This is a genomic window from Halomonas sp. Ps84H-12, from assembly GCF_024124725.1.
In the GTDB taxonomy this organism is placed as follows: domain Bacteria; phylum Pseudomonadota; class Gammaproteobacteria; order Pseudomonadales; family Halomonadaceae; genus Vreelandella; species Vreelandella aquamarina.
Map to the genome: position 1 here is coordinate 43,504 of NZ_JAMXSJ010000021.1, position 19,840 is coordinate 63,343.

The 19,840-nt window shown below is 59.7% G+C and carries 23 protein-coding genes; 12 read left to right on the plus strand and 11 right to left on the minus strand.

Going from position 1 to position 19,840, the window contains the following annotated elements; translation table 11 throughout:
- Positions 1-15: 15 nt before the first annotated feature.
- Positions 16-1,473 (plus strand): aminoacyl-histidine dipeptidase, encoded by a 1,458-nt coding sequence (locus NH344_RS11355; RefSeq protein WP_089675073.1) that lies wholly within the window; start codon positions 16-18, stop codon positions 1,471-1,473.
- A 106-nt stretch (positions 1,474-1,579) separates the two neighbouring features.
- Here the strand turns inward: NH344_RS11355 and NH344_RS11360 are convergent, their stop codons facing one another.
- Together NH344_RS11360 and NH344_RS11365 are read right to left on the minus strand one after the other, a co-directional pair.
- A complete protein-coding gene (locus tag NH344_RS11360; RefSeq protein WP_058577861.1) occupies positions 1,580-2,056 on the minus strand; it encodes a Dps family protein in 477 nt (158 codons plus the stop codon).
- Between the two features lie 247 nt (positions 2,057-2,303).
- Positions 2,304-3,437: a glycerate kinase gene (locus tag NH344_RS11365; protein ID WP_253027918.1), complete on the minus strand. Its 1,134-nt coding sequence runs from the start codon at positions 3,435-3,437 to the stop codon at positions 2,304-2,306.
- Between the two features lie 117 nt (positions 3,438-3,554).
- Here NH344_RS11365 and NH344_RS11370 point away from each other — a divergent pair, with 117 nt between their 5' ends.
- The 4 genes from NH344_RS11370 to NH344_RS11385 are packed head-to-tail and all read left to right on the plus strand — an operon-like array spanning position 3,555 to position 6,247.
- Positions 3,555-4,154, plus strand: coding sequence for a hypothetical protein (locus NH344_RS11370; protein WP_044630147.1), 600 nt, complete (start codon positions 3,555-3,557; stop codon positions 4,152-4,154).
- On the plus strand, positions 4,151-4,525 hold the full coding sequence (locus tag NH344_RS11375; RefSeq protein WP_044630148.1) for a hypothetical protein: 375 nt from the start codon (positions 4,151-4,153) through the stop codon (positions 4,523-4,525). The genes NH344_RS11370 and NH344_RS11375 overlap by 4 nt, the downstream gene beginning before the upstream one ends.
- A 44-nt stretch (positions 4,526-4,569) precedes the next feature.
- Positions 4,570-5,196 carry a DUF1007 family protein gene (locus NH344_RS11380; RefSeq protein ID WP_044630167.1) on the plus strand — a complete coding sequence of 209 codons (627 nt, stop codon included), beginning with the start codon at positions 4,570-4,572 and terminating at the stop codon, positions 5,194-5,196.
- Between the two features lie 58 nt (positions 5,197-5,254).
- Positions 5,255-6,247 (plus strand): nickel/cobalt transporter, encoded by a 993-nt coding sequence (locus tag NH344_RS11385; RefSeq protein WP_044630149.1) that lies wholly within the window; start codon positions 5,255-5,257, stop codon positions 6,245-6,247.
- Positions 6,248-6,249: 2 nt separating this feature from the next.
- On the opposite strand, the gene NH344_RS11390 is transcribed toward NH344_RS11385, so the two are convergent.
- The gene (locus tag NH344_RS11390) at positions 6,250-6,669 is read right to left on the minus strand and encodes an HIT family protein (protein WP_044630150.1); all 420 of its coding nucleotides are present in this window, start codon (positions 6,667-6,669) and stop codon (positions 6,250-6,252) included.
- A gap of 166 nt (positions 6,670-6,835) precedes the next feature.
- Here NH344_RS11390 and NH344_RS11395 point away from each other — a divergent pair, with 166 nt between their 5' ends.
- Both NH344_RS11395 and NH344_RS11400 read left to right on the plus strand, forming a co-directional pair.
- Positions 6,836-6,967, plus strand: coding sequence for an entericidin A/B family lipoprotein (locus tag NH344_RS11395; RefSeq protein WP_044630151.1), 132 nt, complete (start codon positions 6,836-6,838; stop codon positions 6,965-6,967).
- Between the two features lie 97 nt (positions 6,968-7,064).
- Positions 7,065-7,424, plus strand: coding sequence for an I78 family peptidase inhibitor (locus NH344_RS11400; protein WP_240312650.1), 360 nt, complete (start codon positions 7,065-7,067; stop codon positions 7,422-7,424).
- Here the strand turns inward: NH344_RS11400 and NH344_RS11405 are convergent.
- Positions 7,421-8,026 carry a LysE family translocator gene (locus tag NH344_RS11405; RefSeq protein ID WP_044630168.1) on the minus strand — a complete coding sequence of 202 codons (606 nt, stop codon included), beginning with the start codon at positions 8,024-8,026 and terminating at the stop codon, positions 7,421-7,423. The genes NH344_RS11400 and NH344_RS11405 overlap by 4 nt on opposite strands.
- Positions 8,027-8,122: 96 nt before the next feature.
- On the opposite strand from NH344_RS11405, the gene NH344_RS11410 reads away from it, so the two are divergent.
- A complete protein-coding gene (locus NH344_RS11410; protein ID WP_044630169.1) occupies positions 8,123-9,517 on the plus strand; it encodes a PLP-dependent aminotransferase family protein in 1,395 nt (464 codons plus the stop codon).
- Here the strand turns inward: NH344_RS11410 and NH344_RS11415 are convergent, their stop codons facing one another.
- From NH344_RS11415 to NH344_RS11445, 7 genes are all read right to left on the minus strand, one after another.
- Positions 9,518-10,522, minus strand: a complete 1,005-nt coding sequence (locus NH344_RS11415) for a hypothetical protein (protein ID WP_044630153.1) — start codon at positions 10,520-10,522, stop codon at positions 9,518-9,520.
- Positions 10,523-10,555: 33 nt separating this feature from the next.
- Complete coding sequence (locus tag NH344_RS11420) at positions 10,556-11,101, minus strand: acyl-CoA thioesterase (RefSeq protein ID WP_044630154.1); 546 nt, start codon at positions 11,099-11,101, stop codon at positions 10,556-10,558.
- A gap of 79 nt (positions 11,102-11,180) precedes the next feature.
- Positions 11,181-12,491, minus strand: a complete 1,311-nt coding sequence (locus NH344_RS11425) for a TIGR00366 family protein (RefSeq protein WP_044630155.1) — start codon at positions 12,489-12,491, stop codon at positions 11,181-11,183.
- 166 nt (positions 12,492-12,657) lie between these two features.
- Positions 12,658-13,971, minus strand: a complete 1,314-nt coding sequence (locus tag NH344_RS11430) for an MATE family efflux transporter (RefSeq protein ID WP_044630156.1) — start codon at positions 13,969-13,971, stop codon at positions 12,658-12,660.
- A 50-nt stretch (positions 13,972-14,021) separates the two neighbouring features.
- Positions 14,022-14,270, minus strand: coding sequence for a YfhL family 4Fe-4S dicluster ferredoxin (locus NH344_RS11435; protein WP_039182874.1), 249 nt, complete (start codon positions 14,268-14,270; stop codon positions 14,022-14,024).
- Between the two features lie 71 nt (positions 14,271-14,341).
- Positions 14,342-14,836, minus strand: a complete 495-nt coding sequence (gene coaD / locus NH344_RS11440) for a pantetheine-phosphate adenylyltransferase (RefSeq protein ID WP_044630157.1) — start codon at positions 14,834-14,836, stop codon at positions 14,342-14,344.
- Entirely contained in the window at positions 14,833-16,716 is a 1,884-nt protein-coding gene (locus tag NH344_RS11445; RefSeq protein ID WP_044630170.1) for a beta-ketoacyl synthase, read from the minus strand. Before NH344_RS11445 ends, coaD begins: the two co-directional genes overlap by 4 nt.
- A 221-nt stretch (positions 16,717-16,937) precedes the next feature.
- On the opposite strand from NH344_RS11445, the gene NH344_RS11450 reads away from it, so the two are divergent.
- The 4 genes from NH344_RS11450 (at position 16,938) to NH344_RS11465 (ending at position 19,817) form a co-directional block, all read left to right on the plus strand.
- On the plus strand, positions 16,938-17,603 hold the full coding sequence (locus tag NH344_RS11450; RefSeq protein ID WP_213262182.1) for an SAM-dependent methyltransferase: 666 nt from the start codon (positions 16,938-16,940) through the stop codon (positions 17,601-17,603).
- Complete coding sequence (locus NH344_RS11455; protein ID WP_044630159.1) at positions 17,600-17,929, plus strand: multidrug efflux SMR transporter; 330 nt, start codon at positions 17,600-17,602, stop codon at positions 17,927-17,929. Before NH344_RS11450 ends, NH344_RS11455 begins: the two co-directional genes overlap by 4 nt.
- Positions 17,930-18,027: 98 nt before the next feature.
- A complete protein-coding gene (dacB, locus tag NH344_RS11460) occupies positions 18,028-19,419 on the plus strand; it encodes a D-alanyl-D-alanine carboxypeptidase/D-alanyl-D-alanine-endopeptidase (RefSeq protein ID WP_253027921.1) in 1,392 nt (463 codons plus the stop codon).
- Between the two features lie 26 nt (positions 19,420-19,445).
- Entirely contained in the window at positions 19,446-19,817 is a 372-nt protein-coding gene (locus NH344_RS11465) for a diacylglycerol kinase (RefSeq protein WP_044630161.1), read from the plus strand.
- The last annotated feature ends 23 nt before the right edge of the window (positions 19,818-19,840 follow it).

Consider the following 19,840-nt stretch of genomic DNA (forward strand, 5'->3'; position numbering starts at 1 on the left):
TAATGAAGAGTTTCCATGAACGCACATCTAGCAGCGCTCGAACCACGCCTTGTATGGCAGCACTTTCGCACCCTGTGTAACACGCCACGCCCCTCCGGCCATGAAGCCGCTTTGGTGGCGACGTTAGAAGCCTGGGCCGATGCTCAGGGGCTCACCCACGACCGGGATGCCTTTGGCAACCTGCGCATTCGCAAGCCCGCAACGCCCGGCTGTGAAGACGCTCCCGGTATCGTGCTGCAGGGGCACCTGGATATGGTGGCCCAGGCCAACTCGGGGCATGAGCACGACTTTACCCGTGACCCCATTCGCACCGTGGTCAAAGAGGGGTGGCTTTACGCTGAAGGCACCACTCTAGGGGCGGATAATGGCATGGGCGTGGCGGCCATTTTGGCCGTACTGGAAGACCCCGAGCTGACCCATGGCCCGCTGGAAGCGCTGTTCACCCTGGAAGAAGAGACCTCCATGGGCGGTGCGCTGAATCTTGCTGAAAATTGGTTGGAAGGCTCGCTGCTGCTCAACTTGGATAGCGAAGACCGTGGCGAGGTGTATATCGGCTGTGCGGGCGGCGCGGATGTGGTGGTTGACGCTCAACTGCCCAGCGCTGCCCTGCAGGAGGGCGAGCAACTCCTTTCTCTCTCGCTCACCGGCCTGAAAGGCGGCCACTCGGGCATGGATATCCATAAGCCTTTGGGAAACGCTAACCGCCTGCTGGTGCGCGTGCTGTGGGCACTGGAGGCCTTCGGTGCCCGCCTGGTGAGCTACCAGGGCGGCACGCTGCGCAACGCCATTCCCCGTGAAGCCTTTGCCCAGGTAGCACTGCCCGCCGATGATATGGACGCCGCCCTGGCGGCCGTTGAGAAGCTGGCCGTGACCCTCAAAGCCGAGCTGGGCAGTGGCGATAGCGGCTTGGTATTGACCGCCACCCGTGCGGAACAGGCCGACGCTGAGCCGCTGACCCTGGACGCTAGCGCCATGCTGCTGGCCGCGCTACATGCCGCCCCGTGTGGCGTCGAGCGCATGAGCGCCGACGTGCCAGGCGTAGTCGAAACCTCCAACAACCTGGGCGTGTTAAGTGTCGAGCAGGGGCGTTTCCACCTCTGCGCCCTGGTGCGTTCGTTGCACGATAGCGCTGCCCAAGCGATGGCCGAGCGCTTTCAGGCGCTGTTTGGGCTAATGGGCGCACGGGTGAAAGTCGAAAACGGCTACCCCGGCTGGGCACCCAACCCGGATAGCCCGCTACTGGCCACCTTCAAGGCGCGCCACGCGGCGCTGATGGGCCACGAGCCCGAGGTGAAAGTGATCCATGCAGGGCTAGAGTGCGGTATTTTGGGCAGCAAATACCCGCACTTGGACATGATTTCCTTTGGCCCGCTGATTCGCGGCGCGCACTCGCCGGATGAGCGGGTGGAGATCGAATCCGTGGCGGAGTTCTGGGCCATGCTGCGCGATCTGGTAGCGGCGCTGGCGAAGTAACGCCATGCTAAAGTAGCAAAAGAGCAATAAAAACGGCACCGCGAAGGTGCCGTTTTTATTAGGGAGGAATATCCGCAGTGTTATTAATCGCGGCTGTTCACCGAACTTACTTGCCTAAATAGGCGTTGAGCATCCACACGGTTTTTTCCTGCTCGCGGATGTAGTCGCCCGCCTGGGCGGCGGTGCCTTCGTCGTCGGCGTCGGACGCTAGCGCCAGCAGTTCGCGCTGCAGTTCGATCAGCGTTTGATAGCCTGCCAGAACGCCTTGCACGCAGGTCTTGCCATCGTGGACATCTTTGTCTTCTTGGATGCGCGACAGCTTCACGTAATCGCTGTAGGCGTGTACCGGCTTATGCCCCAGGGTGAGAATACGCTCGGCCACTTCATCTACTTTGGTCAGCAGGTCAGTGTAGAACTCTTCAAACTTGGCATGCAGCTCAAAGAAGTCGTTGCCCTTCACGTTCCAGTGGTAGCCACGCACATTCATGTAAAAAATCTGATAGTTGGCCAGCAGGTGATTGAGTTTCTCGGCTAACTGGCTGGCGCTGCCTTCGTGTAGGCCAATGCTGTTCATATTATCCATTATCTGCTCCTCCATGGTTGGAGCCGCGCTGAAAAAGTACGGCCATCAAATCGTTTGATCTAGCTTAAGGCGCTGTGCTTGTGATGCAAAACAGGTTTTTTGCATCGCAGCTATAGCGCCCTACCATTAGAGCGGTGAGCTGGCGACGGCTGACTCATCGCTGATGGATAAAGAAATGTAGGCGCAGGCGCGTCATTTCAAGGGGCTTATCGTCAAGGCTCGCTCCAAGACCTGCTCAAAGGCGCGCTCAGCGGCTTGCAAGCCACAGGCGTGCGATGCTTTCGCAACGGTCTGCCAGAAGCTCTGCCGTACGGGGTAGCGCCTGTTCTAATGTCATTAGGCCATCGGCTAGCGCAAAGGCGGCGGTAACGCCTTCTTCCGTGCAGGCTTGCCAGCCATCGCCTAGGCTACCCGCGAGCACAATCACCGGCTTGCCCTGGCGCTTAGCGGCGCGGGAGACACCAATCGGCGTTTTGCCCGCCAAGCTCTGGCCATCTAGGCGGCCCTCGCCGGTAATCACTAAATCTGCATCGTTCAGTAATTGGGCAAAATTCGCCTGCTGCATGATCATTTCAATGCCCGGCGTTAGCGTCGCGTTCAAAAAGCAGTGCGCCGCAAACCCCATGCCGCCTGCTGCCCCTGCTCCCGGCAGTGCTCTGTCATCTTTACCGAGCGCTTTGGCAGTAAGGTCAGCAAAGTGGCCGAGCGCGCGGTCTAGCGTTGCTACATCGGCGTCTGTCGCGCCCTTTTGTGGGCCGAAGACGGCACTGGCACCGCGTTCGCCTAGCAGTGGGTTATCCACATCCACGGCGGCCTCTACGCGTAATTCGGCTAAGCGCGGGTCTAACGTCGAAAGATCCAGGGTCGCAAGCTGCTGGAGCGCGGCGCCGCCTGGAGGCAGCGGCTGGCCCTGGGCATCCAGTAGCGTAGCCCCCAATGCTTGCAGCATACCGGCACCGGCGTCGTTGGTGGCGCTACCACCAAGTAGCAGTAAGGCATGGGTGGCGCCTGCTTTTAGGGCAGCGAGAAACAGCTCGCCTACGCCAAAGGTGGTGGTATGCAGGGCGCTGCGCTCTGCGTGGGTCAGGTGCTGCAGGCCGCTGGCTTCTGCCAGCTCGATAAACGCGGTACGCTGCTCGCTTAGCCAGCCCCAGGCGGCTTGGCGTGGCCGCCCAAGGGCGTCTTGCACCGTGAGCGTACGGCGCTCGGCATGGGTGGCGGCAATTAAGGCATCAAGGCTGCCTTCGCCGCCATCCGCCAGGGGGCAGAGCTGTGTGATGGCGTTGGGCGCTGCCCGTTGAATACCTTGTGCCATGGCCTTGGCGGCCTCTTCGGCCCCCAAGGCGTCCTTAAAACTGTCAGGGCAAAGCAGTACTTTCATCGCACAACCTCCTTAAAACGTTGTCTCAGCGTGTTGTCGTTCTTTTTAATGTCTGTTGGCGAGCTTAGCGCGCTGCTTGGTGGCACACCAGCCACGAAGGTAGCGAGAGGATTTATCATGAAGGCCATACCCCTTAGCATTACCTGCCTGTTGGCACTGGCGGGTTGTCAGACGGTTCCTGACCGGCTGCCCCAAGCGGAGCCTGCGCCAGCGGTGGCTTGTTACTTTCCTACCGACCCTCCCACCGACCCTCCCACCGACCTTCCCACCGGCCAGTCTGCACCGGATGAAACGCTGAGCGTTTTGACGGCAAGCATCGACGTGCTGGAAGCCTGGGGGTTTTCGTTGGAGACCACTGATACGGAGCTTGGGCTAGTGAGTGCCTCCCGGGAGCGCGAGCTGATCGGCTACTACGACCGCTATGACTACGACTATGGCTACGGCAGCGGCTTCCGCCTGTTTGGCGGGTTGGGTATTGGTCGCGGTGTAGGGATTGGCGTGGGAGGCTCCTTCGGCCCAGGCTTTGGCCAGCAGCCCGTTGAGGTAGAGCGGGTATCGCTGCTTGCCCGCGATGGCCATCTGCGCATTTCAAGGGACATTCGACGCTTTGACCACCTGGGCGACCTGCGAGAGTCCTATAGCGCCAGTAACGATGATTTCTGTGGCCGTTTCCAGGACGCTTTTTCGTCATCCGTCACACCGCAGGGGGCATCATGACACCGTTTCGCCATACCTCATGGGTAGCGCTCACGCTATGCGCCACGCTGTGGCTGGCAGGCTGTGCCACCACGCAACCTCTTGAACCGCGCGAGCTGCGCTATAGCGCGCCAATGGAGCAAACCTTCCGCGAGGCGGTAGCACTGATGATGGAGCAGGGCTATGTGATACGCCACGCTGACTTGACCTTAGGGCGCGCCGAGGCAAGCCTGGCACGCTGGCCGGAGTATCGCATCCAACTACAAGTAAGCGATGCACAAGGAGGCAGCTTAGTGAGCGTGTCGGCGCTGCGCGGTAGTCAGCCGATACCGCCTTATGTGCTAGATCCCTGGCTCGTGGAGTTACAGCGCAAATTAGGAGAATTACCGTGATAAGAGCATGGCCACGGGTATCGGTTCGGCGCACCTGTCAGGCGTTGGTGGTGGGTAGCCTGTTGGCTAGCCCTTTAGCCATGGCGCACCCCCATGGCTGGATCGATATGAGCGTGCGGGTCATCACCGATGATAACGGTGTGGCAATCGGGCTTCACCAAACATGGCGGATGGACCCTTTTTATAGTTTGGTCGTGTTTGAGGAGTTGCAGCAGGTACCGGGCGGCAGCATGGAAGAGGGGCTTGACCAGCTCGGGGGAGAAATTCGCGATAATCTGGCGGCCCAACACTACTTTACCGAAGTGCGCATCGGCAGCGAAAAACAGTCCTTTGGTGATGTGACCGAGTACACCGCACTGGAGCGGGACGGCCGTTTAACGTTTATGTTTATTTTACCGCTGACCTCACCCCAGCCTTTGAGCGGTCAGGTGCTGGAGTATCAAGTCTTTGACCCCACGTACTACATCGAGATGGTACATGAGGAAGAGGGCGACGAGCCCTCTCCTCAGGCGCTGATTCTCAACGGCGAACCCGATTGCACGCTAAGCGTGCTACCCGCCGACCCCGATCCGGAGAAGGTGTTGCAGGCGTCACTACTAGACGTGGACGAGGAAGGCGAACCGGGATTAGGCCGCCACTTTGCGGAAACAGGGCGGGTGGATTGCCGCTAGCGGCCTACTGGCTGGTCATGTATAAAGTGTTACTTTATATCTTTTGTGCGGAGGGGGAATGCCGTTAACGGGACGACAGTTGGCCACTGGTGCCCTGGTGCTATTAGGCGTGGCGCTGCTGGTGTGGGCGGTACAGGCGAACTTACAGGGTGCCAGCCTGCAGCTACTTACGTGGCAGCGAGAACTACACCGCAGCCTGACCCTGGCGATTACCGAGTTGTCACGAACGCCTTCCACTGGCACGTGGCTAACGCTGCTTGGCGTGAGCTTCGCCTACGGCGTGTTTCATGCCGCAGGGCCTGGGCATGGTAAAGCAGTATTGGCCACCTATTTGGCGTCTCATGGCGGTGCGACTCGCCGGGCGCTAGGGCTCTCGTTTGCTGCCTCGCTACTGCAGGGCGTGACGGCCATTGCGATGGTGGCGATATTGGTACACGGGCTGGGCTGGGTGACGCGTCAAGCCATGGGCAGCGTGGTATGGGTGGAACAGGCCAGCTTTTTTCTGGTAGCGCTATTAGGGGCTTGGCTCTGCTGGCGAGCGGTGAAGCAGCTGCGCCATGCCTATGCCGTGCAGAGTGAGCCGGTCATGGAGCACGTACATGCGCATGATCACAGCCACGACCACAGCCACTGCTGTGGCGGTGCCCATCATATTGAACCCGAGCAGGCGTTGGATTGGCGTACGGCCTTGATGACCGTCGGGGCGATTGGTATGCGCCCCTGCAGCGGAGCGATCTTGATGCTGGGTGCCGCGAGCCTTTTGGGCCAATTTTACGTGGGGGTCGCGTCGGTGGTGGCGATGTCGCTGGGCACGGGCATTACCGTTTCGATACTGGCCCTGGCGAGTATCGTGGCCCGAGGATGGGCCACCAAGCGGCTACACAAGCAGAGCCAGCAACGGGTCGAGAAAGCGGCGGGCTGGGCGGCACTCACCGGTGGGGCCGTGATTATTGCGCTGGGAATTTCCTTAGCGCTGGCCGGTGCGGCGCAGCCTGCCAGCGGCCCGTTACTCAACGAGCCGCCCGCGCGTGGCTCAATGCTGGGCGGTTGAGCTTAAAGCGACAGCCCCTCAATTTGCGCTAGCAGCTGTTCCCGTCGCTCCCCCTGCTGGGCGAGCTCATAAGGCTTGGGAGTGCCGTTGCCCCACACCGGCGCGGGCCAGCTGGCGTCATCGGTATAGCGCACCACTAAATGGATATGTAGCTGGCTGACCACGTTGCCCAGCGTGGCGATATTGAGCTTGTCGCCCTGGAAGGCCTCTTTCATGGCCGCTCCCAGTTGAGTGGCCTCCTGCCAGAGCTGCGCCTGCTCCTCTTGACTGAGTTCAAACACTTCGCTGACCGATGCTACTCTGGGCACTAGCACCACCCAAGGGTAGCGAGCATCGTTCATCAGCAGAGCGCGGCAAAGCGGTAGGTCGGCGAGGGGAAAGGTATCGGCCTCTAAGCGTGGATCGATTTCAAAGGTTGCCAAACGGAGTGCTCCTAAGCCAAACGGTTAGACTAGCATCATAGCAGGCAACAGTTATGTCAGGGAAAACAGGCGAAATGATTAAAACCTGTTACGCTGAAAACACTCCCAGGCGGTAAGGCTGCCGCCGGAGCTTCCCGATGTTGAATGACCTGTTAAGGAGAACACCATGAAAAAACTACTGGCGACTAGCTTTATTCTGCTCATCACTGCGGGTGCTCTAGCGGGCTGCAACACCATTGCAGGGGCAGGACAAGACGTTGAAGAGGGCGGCCAAGCAGTACAGGACGCCGCGAGTTAAGGTTCGGTCTAACGGTTTATTGTGCAATGTGCGGGCTAGGCAGCAATGCCTGGCCCGCACTGCTATCGAGACAGGGATTTGTGGAGGGAGGTAAATAATGACGCCAGGAAAGCTTTGGATGACCACCACTCAGCGCCATATAAAAGGTCTGGGCAGTGCGCTGGCCGTGATGCTGCTAGCCGGGTGTAGCAGCGCGCCCAATGAGTCCGCCGTGCCTAAGCCGCCGACGGTCGATCAAACCGCGCCGACTAGCCAAACATGCGATGCCAGCGCCGTGCAGTATGCCATTGGTGCGCCCTTTGATGAGGCCAACTTGGCGACGCTAGAAGAGCAGAGTGGCGCTCGTCAGGTGCGCGTGCTGCGCCCCGGCACGGCCGCGACCATGGATTTCCGTGACGACCGGCTCAATATTCATCTGGAAAGCAACGACATGATTGAGGCACTGCGCTGCGGCTAACGCAAAATCAGCCATACGCAGGCGGCGGTGAGAACGCCCATGGTGATGTTAAACCCGCGCCATGCTCGGTCGCTTTTGATCCACTGCCCGATGGCGCTGCCAAACGCGGCCCACAGGGCAATGCAGGGCAGCGCCACCAGCTCCGCAAACCCGGCCAGTACGAAGGCATTGATGGCCGGCTGGCCGCTTTCCGGTAGAAAACCCGCCATCAGCGCCAGCCCCATCACCCACGCTTTGGGATTAGCGAACTGGAACATGGCCGCCTGCCAAAACGTCAGCGGCACCCCGTGCTGGCTACCGTGTAAGTTGGGCGGCGGTGCGGTGGCGATTTTCCAGGCAAGGTAGAGCAAATAAGCACTCCCTACCCAACGCAGTGTGGTTTGCACCACAGGGAAGCGTTCAAACAGTACGCCTAACCCCAGCGCAATGCCGGCAAACAGTAAAAAGCAGCCTCCTAAAATCCCCCACATATGCGGCATCGTACGTCGAAAGCCAAAGTTAGCCCCCGAAGCGGTAAGCATGATGTTATTGGGCCCAGGGGTGAGCGTCATCGACATCATATAGAGCGCGGCAGGGCCAAGGATTAGCCATTCACTATGCATTTTTTGTACCCATACAATTTTGATGATTGAGTTGTTGGTGGGCGTTTTTGTTAGCATAATGTGGCTAATTTTCACGTCAAAGGTTTTATTGTCACCATGACAATTTGGGTGCCTACGCTTGAACACATAACCGGCCCACGCTATCGGGCGATTGCCCAGGCGATTGGTGATGCCATTACCAGCGGTGAATTAGCGCCAGATGACAAGCTGCCGCCTCAGCGACGATTGGCGGATGCGTTAGGCGTCACCGTGGGCACGGTCACCCGTGGCTATGCTGAAGCAGAGCATCGCGGCTGGGTGAGTGCCCGGGTAGGCAGCGGCACCTACGTGAAACAGCGCGGGCCAGCCTGTGTATTTGGCGGTCAGCCTGCCACGCGAGCCGGTGACGACACGATTGATTTAAGCCTCAGCCTACCGCCGCCCCACGCCCTGCGAGAGCAGGCGATGAGCACGGCACTGAGTGCGCTAAGCACCTCGGCGGATGCGCTCAGGCGCAGCGTGGCTTACTCAAGTTCTCAAGGCAGTGACCACCACCGCGCCGCTCTCTCTCAGTGGCTCACTCAGTTAGACATGACCCTGAACGCTGAGGAGTTGCTGATTACCCAAGGCGGGCAACACGGCATTAGCCTAACGCTCGGCACACTTTTGCGCCCGGGGGAGCTGGTCGCCGCGGATGCGCTGACGTACCCAGGAGCCATCAGTGCAGCCCAGCAGGCGCATCTCAAGGTGGTCGGCATTCCCTTTGATCAAGATGGAATGTGTATGGAGGCGCTGGAAGCACAGTGCGCCCGCCAGCCGCCCCGCTTGATTTACCTCACCCCCGATCAAAACAACCCCACCGGCCTCTGCCTGAGCGAAGCACGCCGGGAGCAGCTTGTGGCTTTAGCAAGGCGCTACGATATATGGCTACTGGAGGATGGCGTACAGTACCTACCCGTCGAACAGCGCGGCACGCCGATGTATCAGCTCGCGCCAGAGCGCACGCTGTTTGTGTTTAGCACGGCGAAAGTGCTGGCAGGCGGGCTGCGTATGGGCGTGCTGCGCGCGCCGCCTGCGCTGTTGGAGCGGCTGGCGGCGGCCTTGAGGGCGCAAAGTTGGATGGTGCCACCACTCATGGTGGATTTGGTCTGCCACTGGGTGAGCCAGCCCACCGCACACGAGCTGCTGGCGTGGCAAACCCAGGAGCTGGCAGTGCGCCAGCAGATCGTGACGGACTATCTGGCGGGCTATTCGCTGAGCCGCCAGCCAAACGGCAGCAATGTATGGCTCACGCTACCCGATGGCGTGCGGGCGCTAGAGCTGTGCGAACGGCTCTGTCTGCAAGGCGTTAAAGTGACCAGCGCGGAACCCTTCTGCGTGGGCAGCGCCCCCGCACCCCAGGCGGTGCGGATTTGCATCGGAGCGGCCGTTGATCAGGCGGCGCTTACGCGTGCGCTGTCCATTGTGCGCGCGAGCCTAGAGCAGACGCCCCTGGCGACCACAACGGTCTAGCTAGTCGTAGCGATCTTTCCAACCCTGATGGCGCACCTGCTCTTTGAGCATGTCGAGCACGTCGTAAAGCACCTGTTCGGTCACTTTGGCGCTGGTGTCGTCGACGGTCAACCAACTGTCAAAGCTGGTGTCGGCGGTGCGCTCGACGAGTTGGCGAAAGGCGGGGGAGTGCATGCCTTGCGCCATTTCATCCACCAGCCGCTGGGCGACGCTGCTGATAGAAGCTTGCATCGCGCTTGATGCGGTTTTTCCCATGGGTAAGCGGTGTAGTCGTTGAATTTCCGGGCTCTCCCGCAGCGTGTGGCTCACCAGATCATCGATGGCCGCCATAATGGCGGGGCGATTTTGCTGATAGGCTCGGCCTGCCGTGGCTTCCAAGCGCTCGGCAATTTCATGGATCAACTGGGTTTTGCGCGGCATGATCACCCGCTCGATGACGCGTTCGGTGAGCGAGTCGCTGGACATGATCTGCTCCTGAGCGTTGCCTAGCAAACGCAGCGCTATACGGTCTGAGAGCTCCTCCAGCAAAATATCGTAATACTTGGCAAAAAATCGATAGACCGACCAGCGGGTCACATCGATCAAGCGCAGTCGATGTAACCGGTGTAGGAGCGAAATGACGCGTAAGGCACGTAGCCAACGAAACCCACTGAGTGGGATGCAGCCCAGCACGTCGTACCAGTGTACGAAGGGATAGAAAAACCAACGGTGATAGCGCCGCTCGGCAATGGCTACGGCCCAGCCCAGCAGCACATCGGCAATAAAGAAACTGACAAAGACCAAATCAATGGCAATAAATCGACTGTGAATCGCCGTATCGTAAAAACGGTGAAAACCAGGCGCGATAGCGGCAATTGCTTGGTTGATCGGGCCAATCAGAAACAGCGAGTCAAACAGCAGCAGGCTTAGGTTGAGGACAACGGCGGCAAGGATCAAGAGATCCCAGCCGATGTGCGCATACTCAACGGCCTTGGGCAGGTGGGGGTAGCGCTGCCTGATGGGCATGATGACTCCTTGTCGTTGAAAGTAGAGCAGCGCTTAGCGCTGCTGGTGATGCTGTTGAGTCAGCTCCTCTTCGCGCTCGGCCTGCTTACGCAGCTTCTTGCGCAGCGCCGCCTTTTCGAAGCGCAGCTTCTGTAGCGGGGTCTCCAACGCCAGGGGCGGCACCCGGGCAGGTTTGCCGTTGGCGTCCACGGCTACCATGGTGAGGTAGCAGCTATTGGTATGGCGAATCAGCTTCTGGCGAATATCCTCGGCCACTACCTTAATGCCAATTTCCATGGAGGAGCGCCCCACATGGTTCACGCTGGCGAGAAACGTCACCAGCTCGCCCACATGGATTGGCTGTTTGAACAGCACTTGATCCACCGATAGCGTCACCACATAGTGGCCGGAGTAGCGGCTGGCGCAGGCGTAGGCGACTTCATCGAGCTTTTTAAGAATAGCACCGCCATGCACTTTACCGCTGAAGTTCGCCATGTCCGGCGTCATCAAGACCGTCATGGAGAGCTCGTGCTGGCCCGGTAAGACGCTGTGTTCAAGGCTCTGGTCTGGGGCGTTGGGTACAGCAGAGGCGTCGGACATAAAGGTCACCTTACGATTAAAAATGCCCGCCCCCAGGCGGATACCACGGGGGGCGGGCGTTGACATCGTGCTTAGCAGCTTAGAACCACACTAAGCCCACGGAAATGATAATACCGGTAATGAACAGCTGGATCAGGCAGAAGCCCATGATGTCCTTAGCTTTCAAGCCGGCAATCGCCAGCACTGGCAGTGCCCAGAACGGCTGCAGCAGGTTAGTCCAGGCATCGCCCCAGGCCACCGCCATGGCCACGCGGGCAATATCAGCACCCAGCGCTTCTGCGGCAGGCAGCATGACCGGTGCCTGTACCGCCCACTGGCCACCACCGGAAGGCACAAACAGGTTCACGATACCGGCGCTGATGAACGACCAGAACGGCAGCGAGCTAGCGGTTGCAAACGAGACCAGCCACTCCGACATGCTCTGGGCCAGGCCCGACTGCACCATGATCGCCATAATGCCCGCATAAAAGGGGAACTGGATGACGATGCCCGCGCCGCCCTTGATGGCTTCGTTCAGGCTGGTAAGCAGGTTGCGCGGTGTGCGGTGCAGCACGATCGCCAGGAACAGGAACATGAAATTCACCACGTTCAGGTTCAGGCTGCCGCCGCGCAGCAGGAAGTGGTCCAGCAAGAACAGCAGGCCAGGTACACCTACCAGCAGGGCCAGCGGCATGCTGTTTTCGAGCTTTTCGGCAGGGCGGGTAATGCGACCGACGGGCTCGGGCTCGTCATCCAGCAGCCTGGGGTCTACATACACGCTGTCCTTTTCATCCGGCAGCATCAGACGATTGACCAGCGGCACAGCGATAAAGAGACACACCACAATGGCCAAGTTGAAGAAGGCGAAAATGGTCGAACCCGTGCCAATGACACCGATCTGATCGGCAGAGAAGTGGCCTTCGGTGGCAATCGTCAGCGGCACCGAACCGGCCAAGCCGCCGTGCCACACCACGAAGCCCGAGTAGGCGCTGGCCACCAACAGGCGGTAATCGACCTTGATCAGCCGGGCCAGCTCTTTGGCGAACAGAGCACCGACCACCAGGCCAAAGCCCCAGTTGATCCAGCTAGCGGCTAAAGAGACCAGCGTGACGAGAATAATTGCGCCGCCGGGCGACTTCGCAGTACCGGCAATTTTCTGCAGAATGCGTTTCACGGGCGGCGAGCTTGCCAGCATAAAGCCGGTGACCAGCACGAGCAGCATCTGCATCGAGAAGGTGAGTAGCCCCCAGAAACCGTCGCCCCACATACGCAGCACGGCCAAGGGTGTTTGGCGCTCCACGGCAATGGCGGCCACAGCGGCAATCAGGGTCAACAATAGAACGAAGATATACGGGTCTGGTAAATAACGCTCGACCAGCTTAACTGCTGGTTTTGATATGAGTTTTAGCATGGGGTGCTCACTTTATTCGTTATTAGGAAGTGCGCGGCTAATATACGGCGGTGCGGCACAATTTTCACCCCTCAACGGCCAATGCGACGGGTGCTTAACATTGTTACATCACCTTACGTTAGCGCAGTTTGCTCGCCCTGCCCGTTGTGGCGTTCAACGCTGCTGATCAAAGGTGAGAAACGCCGGATGACGGCCGCCAGCGGGTCAGCCGGTAGTGCCGATAATAGCCAATGAGCACCGCCGAGCGGGTGAGCATAAAAAGTGTGAAGGCTAGCCAGAGGCCGTGATTGCCCAGCCCCTGGCATAGCCACCAGCTAGGCAGGTAGACCGCGAGGCCCGCAAAAATGCTGTTGCGCATCTCGCGTACCGCCGTGGTGCCGATAAACACGCCGTCAAGCAGGTAGCTCCACACGGCAATCAGCGGCATGACCACCATCCACGGCAAATAGCTGGCGGCGGTGGCGCGCACGTCGCTCAGTCCAGTCAGTAGGGCGATCAGTTGATTACCACCCAGGGCAAAAAGCAGCGCCGCCGCAGCGGATGTCCAGAAAGAAAACTGTGCCGTGGCCCGCACCGTGGCGGCAAACTCTCGCCAATCGCGACGCCCGTAAGCGCGCCCTACTAGCGACTCAGCCGCGTGGGCAAAGCCATCCAGCGCGTAGCTGGTCAGCATAATAAATTGCAGCAGCACGGCATTGGCGGCGAGCACGGTATCGCCCTGACGGGCGCCTTGCGCGGTAAAAAACGCCATGGCAAACAGTAGTCCAAGCGTTCGCACAAACAGGTTCGCATTAACGTTAAAGAGCGCTGAATAGGCCTTCAGAGCCAACAGGCGCTGGCGCTGAAAGTGGCCTTCAAGATGCCCCAACTGGCGCAGCACCAAATAGCCACCGAACAGCAGCGCGCTGTAGTCAGCGAGCACGCTAGCCAGCGCCACGCCGTTACTGGTCATCCCCAAGCCCACCACGAACCATAGGTCAAGCACGATATTGACGCTGTTGGTCAGTACTAGAATCATCAGCGTGACGCGGGAGTTCTGCTGCCCTAAAAACCACCCCAAAATGGCGTAGTTGGCCAGTACGGCAGGGGCAGACCAGAGGCGAATCTCGGCATACTCGCGGGCCAGCGGCGTGGCCTGTACGCTGCCATCTAATAGCCATAGGCCAAGCGAGATGAGCGGTGTGCCAAACACGATTAATAGTGTGCCGATGACACCTGCCATGATCAGCGACTGGCCTAGCAAGTTGCGCACGTCACTAGGCGACTCGCGCCCTATGGCCTGGGCGACCAGTCCGGTGGTGCCCATGCGTAAGAAGCCAAAGCCCCAGTAGAGAAAGCTAAATAGCGTTGCGCCAAGGGTCACGCCGGCCAGGTAGCGAGAGTCGGGTAAGTGCCCGACCACGGCGGTATCCACCAAACCGAGTAGCGGTACGGTGATATTGGAGAGAATGATGGGCCAAGCGAGGGTCCAAATACGCATTCAGAGTGACCTTCGCTCGCAAACGTTCAGGCACATCTTAAGTGGGCGAGTTAAGCGGCAGTAATGATGCGATACTTCTCCATCAACTGCTCTTGGGTCTCGGGGCGCTCTGGGTCGAGGGGAATACAGTCCACCGGACACACCTGCTGGCACTGAGGCTCGTCGAAGTGGCCGACGCACTCGGTGCACAGGTTGGGGTTGATCACGTAAATCTCCTCACCGGGAGAAATCGCGTCGTTGGGGCATTCCGGTTCGCAGACGTCGCAGTTAATGCATTCGTCGGTGATCATCAGGGCCATGGGCATACCTCACGAATGGCGTGTCACTCGGGTTTTAGATACCCGAGTGTTTTACTCAACAATATCGATAGCTAGGTAGTGTAGTGCTTACGCAGCGCCTCTGCGACCTGCGGGTGCACCAGGGGGGAAATATCGCCGCCCAGCTTGGCGATTTCCCGCACGATGGTCGAGGAGATATAGGAGTTTTCCACTGCCGGGGTAAGAAACACGCTCTCAAGCTCAGGATTTTGAGCGCGGTTCATATTGGCCAGCTGCAGCTCGTACTCAAAATCGGAGACCGCTCGCAGGCCGCGCAGAATAATCGTCGCGCCCTGTTCGTGCATCATGGTAGTGAGCAGCGTCGAGAAGCCAATCACGCTGACATTCGGCAGCGATGCGCACACCGACTGGGCCAGCGCAATTCGAGTATCCAAATCCAGGCTTGGGTGTTTGCCGGGGCTGGCTGCCACGGCAATCACCACTTTGTCGAACATCCGCGCGCCGCGCTCAATCAGGTCGAAGTGGCCGTTGGTGATCGGGTCGAACGTGCCAGGATAGACAGCGATCTTCTCGCGATGCGCGCTCATGACGGCGTCTCCTCATCCAGTGAACCAAACGGATTATCGGCGACCAGCGAAACCGCGTGGTCATAGCCGGGAATGTGGATACGGTCTGCGTGAATCTCAAGCTCTGGGCCTTCCAGCACCGCTTCGCCAAACTGGTAGCGGGGGGCGTAGCGCCCGCGATCTGCCTCGGCGAGATAGGCAGCGGCGTTAGCGCGTACCGCTTCGCGGCGACCTTTCCACGCTTCTATCGCGGCTCTGCCGTGGCGCTTGGTGAGTAGACGCTCGGTCACCTCTGGCGAGAGCACCACGCCGGTGGCGTTATTACCGCCAAAGCCTTTGGCGTTGATAAAGGCAGCATCGGCGGTAAATGCTTGAGGCGTCGTGAAAAAGCGCAGCCGCTCGGCGTAGACGTCATCGGCCACCGCATCCAGCGTCGGGATACCCGGCAGCAAACCGTGGGCGAAGCTGCCCAGGGCGCTGGCCAGCTGATCACCTGCCGCTGACCCTTGGGAGTGGCCGATGAACGCTTTAATGGCCACCACCGGCCACTGCTTGATGCCGTTAGCGCGGGCGATTTCATCGAATACGTGGGATTCGGTGGTGCGGTTTTTCGGCGTGCTGGTGCCGTGGGCATGAAGGAAGGTGCGTTCTTTCAGAGCGGTCTCTCCCAGCATGTCTTTGACCAGCGCGGCGGCTTTACCCAGGGTGATGTAGTTGCCGATGCCCGGCGCGGAGATAGAGCGCTTATAGCCGTCGGCATTGACAAACACATCGGGCACCGCGCCGAGAATATCGGCCCCTAGCTCTAGGGCAAGGCTGTCGTCCATCAGCAGCACAAACTGGCTCGCTTCTGCCATAGTGAACCCGCAGTTGCGGGCAAACGGACGGCAGGCGCGCTGGTAATCAGTGTCGGTCAGCAGCTCCAGGGCATCCAGCGCTTTTAGGCTGGCGTCATCGGCCAGCGCGCCCATGGCACGGAAGCCTTCGATAATTTCCGGGGTAATCGGCGCATCGGCGGTGCCCACCATCACCACCCGGCGACGGCCTGCACGGATATCGTCAATGCCCAGGCGCAGGTTGTAGAGGAAGCTGGCGCAGGCGCCTAGCGCTGCGCCGGTGCCGCCTACGCTGCCGAGTACATAGGCATTGAGGAAGTCAGCGGGCATCTGTCCATAGCCCAGCGGCATCTGCTTGGAGGTGGCGCGCTGGCCGGTCACCAAGCTTTTCAATAAGCCGCCCCAGCCCTGGTCATCGAGCTGGCCAATCGAGTTGCCCGCGTACACAGCGATATGGTCGGGGTTGAGCTGCTGGCGCAGGGTTTCCCAAGAGAGGCCGCTGGCGCCCAAGCAGTCGCTGGCACCAAACACCGCCATGGAGAGTCCGCGAGGATGGTGCACGCTGCGGTAAAGGCTGGCTGGGTCAAAGCCGCTCGGCAGTTGCGCGGCAGCCCGCACTTTAGGCTCTTGGGCGTCCGGTAGCAGCACGTCGAAGATGCCCGCAGGAATAGTCACCTCGACTTCACGGGCATCGATTTCGCGCACTTGCCACCCATCGGGCAATTGGTCGGGTAGCTGGCGGCGGCGCAGTGTCACGCGCAGCGGCTCTGCCAGCGCCAGATCGGCTCGTCGGTTTGCCGGCAGGCCTGGGGCGAGAAAGCGCGGGTCTTCATTGCGGCGAATCAGCGTGTGGTTAAGCACCTGATCGCGCAGCATCTGGGCAGGGGCGTCAATGGGCTGCCCTGCGCTGTCGTGCCATCCGTTGTCGGAGTGCTCGGCAAGGCGCATAAGCGCTGCCAAGCTTTCCACGGTTTGGCGCTGCTGGTCAGCAGGAAGAGCATCAAGCACGGTGCGGCGGAAGGCCTGATGGCCCGAGGTTCTGCCGGCGGGATTGATGCCGCCCATGCCGACAATCACCGGTAAGTGTGACAAGCCGGGTTCCTCGTGGTGCGGTGGTTTTTAATAACGGTTATTGTCAGACCGTGTCGAAAACCTTAACCGATCTGAGCTTAATAGTGAGCTTACGAAAAGGCTCGGGCGTGATCATAGCACCGGGCGTGCAACGGCGTCATGCCGAGTGCGCGGGAGACTGATAGAATCACGCTTTTTTTAACCCAGGGGATGGCATGCAGCACACCTCACGGCCAGTGATTTCCAATCAGCCAGGTCCGCATCACGATGTGGCGCGCCGAGTAGCGCGCGCATTAGCGCATCCGCTGCGCAAACCCATTGCTGACCACACGCGCCGAGCGTTTGAGCAGGCCGATGCGTGGCGCCAGCAGCACTCTGCACCGTTGATTCTCGACGCAGGTTGCGGGGTAGGGCTATCGACCCGGCGGATAGCCATACAGTTCCCCCACCACAGCGTGATTGGCGTTGACCGCAGTGAGGATCGTCTGGGCCGGGAGCACGGTGAGCTGCCGGAAAACGCCCTGCTGGTGCGTGCCGATCTGGTCGATTTCTGGCGACTGGCCCTGGAAGCAGGCTGGACGCCCGAGCGCCACTACCTGCTGTATCCCAACCCTTATCCTAAATCAGCACACTTGAAAATGCGCTGGCATGGCCATCCGGTTTTCCCCACACTGTTAGCGCTTGGCGGGCGGCTCGAGCTGCGTTCGAACTGGCAGCTCTATGTGGAGGAGTTTGCCCAGGCAGTGGAGGTCGTCACCGGCCAAAAGGCAAGCGTTGCCCCGTTGCACCCTAATGGTGACTATCTCACCCCGTTTGAAGCCAAATATGACCAAAGTGGCCAAACACTTTGGCGTTTGTGTATCGACCTGGAGCGCCCATGACATTTGTTTATTTGATTCTCGCGATTGTGGCAGAGGTGGTTGCCACCAGTGCGTTAAAAGCCTCTGTGGGTTTTACTCGGCCACTGCCGAGCCTGCTGGTCGTTGGAGGCTACGGGGTGGCGTTCTATTTATTGAGCTTGGTACTACGTACGCTGCCGGTAGGGATTACCTACGCCATTTGGGCGGGCTTAGGTATTGTCTTGGTCACCCTAGTCGGGATTGTCGTCTTTGGTGAAAAGCCCGACCTGCCTGCGGTGTTTGGCATCAGCCTGATTGTGGCCGGGGTGGTCACTCTGCAGGTCTTCTCTAAAATGAATGTGCATTGAGGTAGTGGAACGTGACGTGTTTTCTTAACTTACCCGGGCGATGGCTGCGCGGCAGCGTGGTAGCGGGCGTGGCGACCGCTGCGCTATGTGCCAGTTCAATGCTCTGGGCAGATTTTACCCGGTTGAGCCAGCTAGAGGCCAAAGGGTTTTCGGTGAGCGCCGAGGCGCGCTTGCTGGATGCGGATAGCGGCAGCAACCCGCTGCTGGGCAGACTTAATCCAGAGCGTCAGCTCTCACCCGCCTCGGTGACAAAAGCCTATATGTCGGCCGCGCTGCTTAATCGTTTCGGCCCCCAGCATCGCTTCACTAGCCAGTTAGTGAGTACCGGCCAAGTGGATAACGGCGTGCTACGCGGTGATTTGGTCTTTGAAGGCGGCGGTGACCCCGGTTTGACGACGGAAGACCTGTGGCGGCTCGTCCAGCGCCTGCAGCTTGCCGGGGTAACACACGTCGACGGTGCGCTGGTGGTCAGTCAGTGGCGCTTTGGCCCAGTGGAGTGCATCACCACTGATCGCTGCAACGCGCGTACCCGAGTCACCAACGCCTATAGTGCGCCGCTAACCTCGGCAGGCGTTAATTTTGGTACGTGGTGTGTCAACGTGGCGCCTGCGGCAACCCCCGGCGAGCCTGCGCGGGTAGGGCTATGTGATAGCCAGGCGCCGCTGGTGGCCATTGATAATCAGGTGGTCACACGCCCGGCGAACAGTGGCACGGAGATTAGCGCCGAGCGCATCACCGATGAGCGTGGCGATGTGATGCGTTTGACGGGGCAAATTTCTACTAATGCAGCCGCGCGGGATGTTTACCGTGGTGCCGGAGATGCGGCTGAAAAAACCGCCCAGGTACTGTTAAGCATGCTCAATCAGGCGGGCGTTAGCGTGCGTGACCCGTGGCGGGTAAGCTCAACCCAGCCGCCAAGCAGCGCCCAGCGCCTTGCCGCAGTGGATAGCCAGCCGCTCCAGGAGCTGTTACTGCGCACCATGAACTACTCCAATAACTATATGGCCGACGTGCTGGCGCTGAACTTGGTGGAAACACCCCAAGCGCAGCTGCGTCAGGCAGGGCAGGCCATTGAAACCTATGTGCAGAGCTTGCCTGGGCACGGCCCGGTCACACTGCACAGCGGCAGCGGTTTAACCACCGGTAACCGCACCTCGGCGCATGGTGTCAACGTCATGCTGGAGGACATGTTCCGCCAAAGCGCGCTGTTCCCAAGCTTCGTGGCCTCTTTCCAGTCGCCCGCCAATGGCGTGATGCGCTTTATCCGTCGTGGCTCACCTACCTTTCAAAATAACGTCATGCTGAAAACCGGCACGCTCAACCAGCCGTTTGCCGTACGTGCCGTGGCAGGCTATTTTCGCACGGCCCAAGGGCGCTGGGGGGTGTTTAGCGTGTTAGTGAACGGTAGCGGCAGCACGCCCTACCTCAGCTGGCCCGAGGTGCTTGACCCACTGTCGTTAGATTTAGATGCAATGATTTTAGCTAATTAATTAAACGCTTAGGTGAGGCAACGGGCATGAAGCCACGTCACACAGGATTAACCCATTTATTGCACTCCACGCGCTACTCTTGGAAAGGCCTGAAGGCGGCGTTTCGTAATGAGGCTGCCTTTCGTCAGGAGTTGGCGATTACTGCCGTGCTGCTGCCATTTGCCTGGTGGATTGGCGAAGGCCCGATCAGTTGGCTGCTGCTGGTCGGCAGTCTGTTTCTCGTGCTGATTGTCGAGCTGCTCAACAGCGCCATCGAAAACGTGGTCGACCGTATCGGCACCGAACACCATGAGCTGTCAGGGCGTGCCAAGGACATCGGCTCGGCCGCGGTGATGCTGTCGCTGATGATGGCGGGGCTGACCTGGGGGCTGTTAGGCTGGGAAAAATGGATGGGCTAGTTGGCCTAGAATGGCGTTGAGAA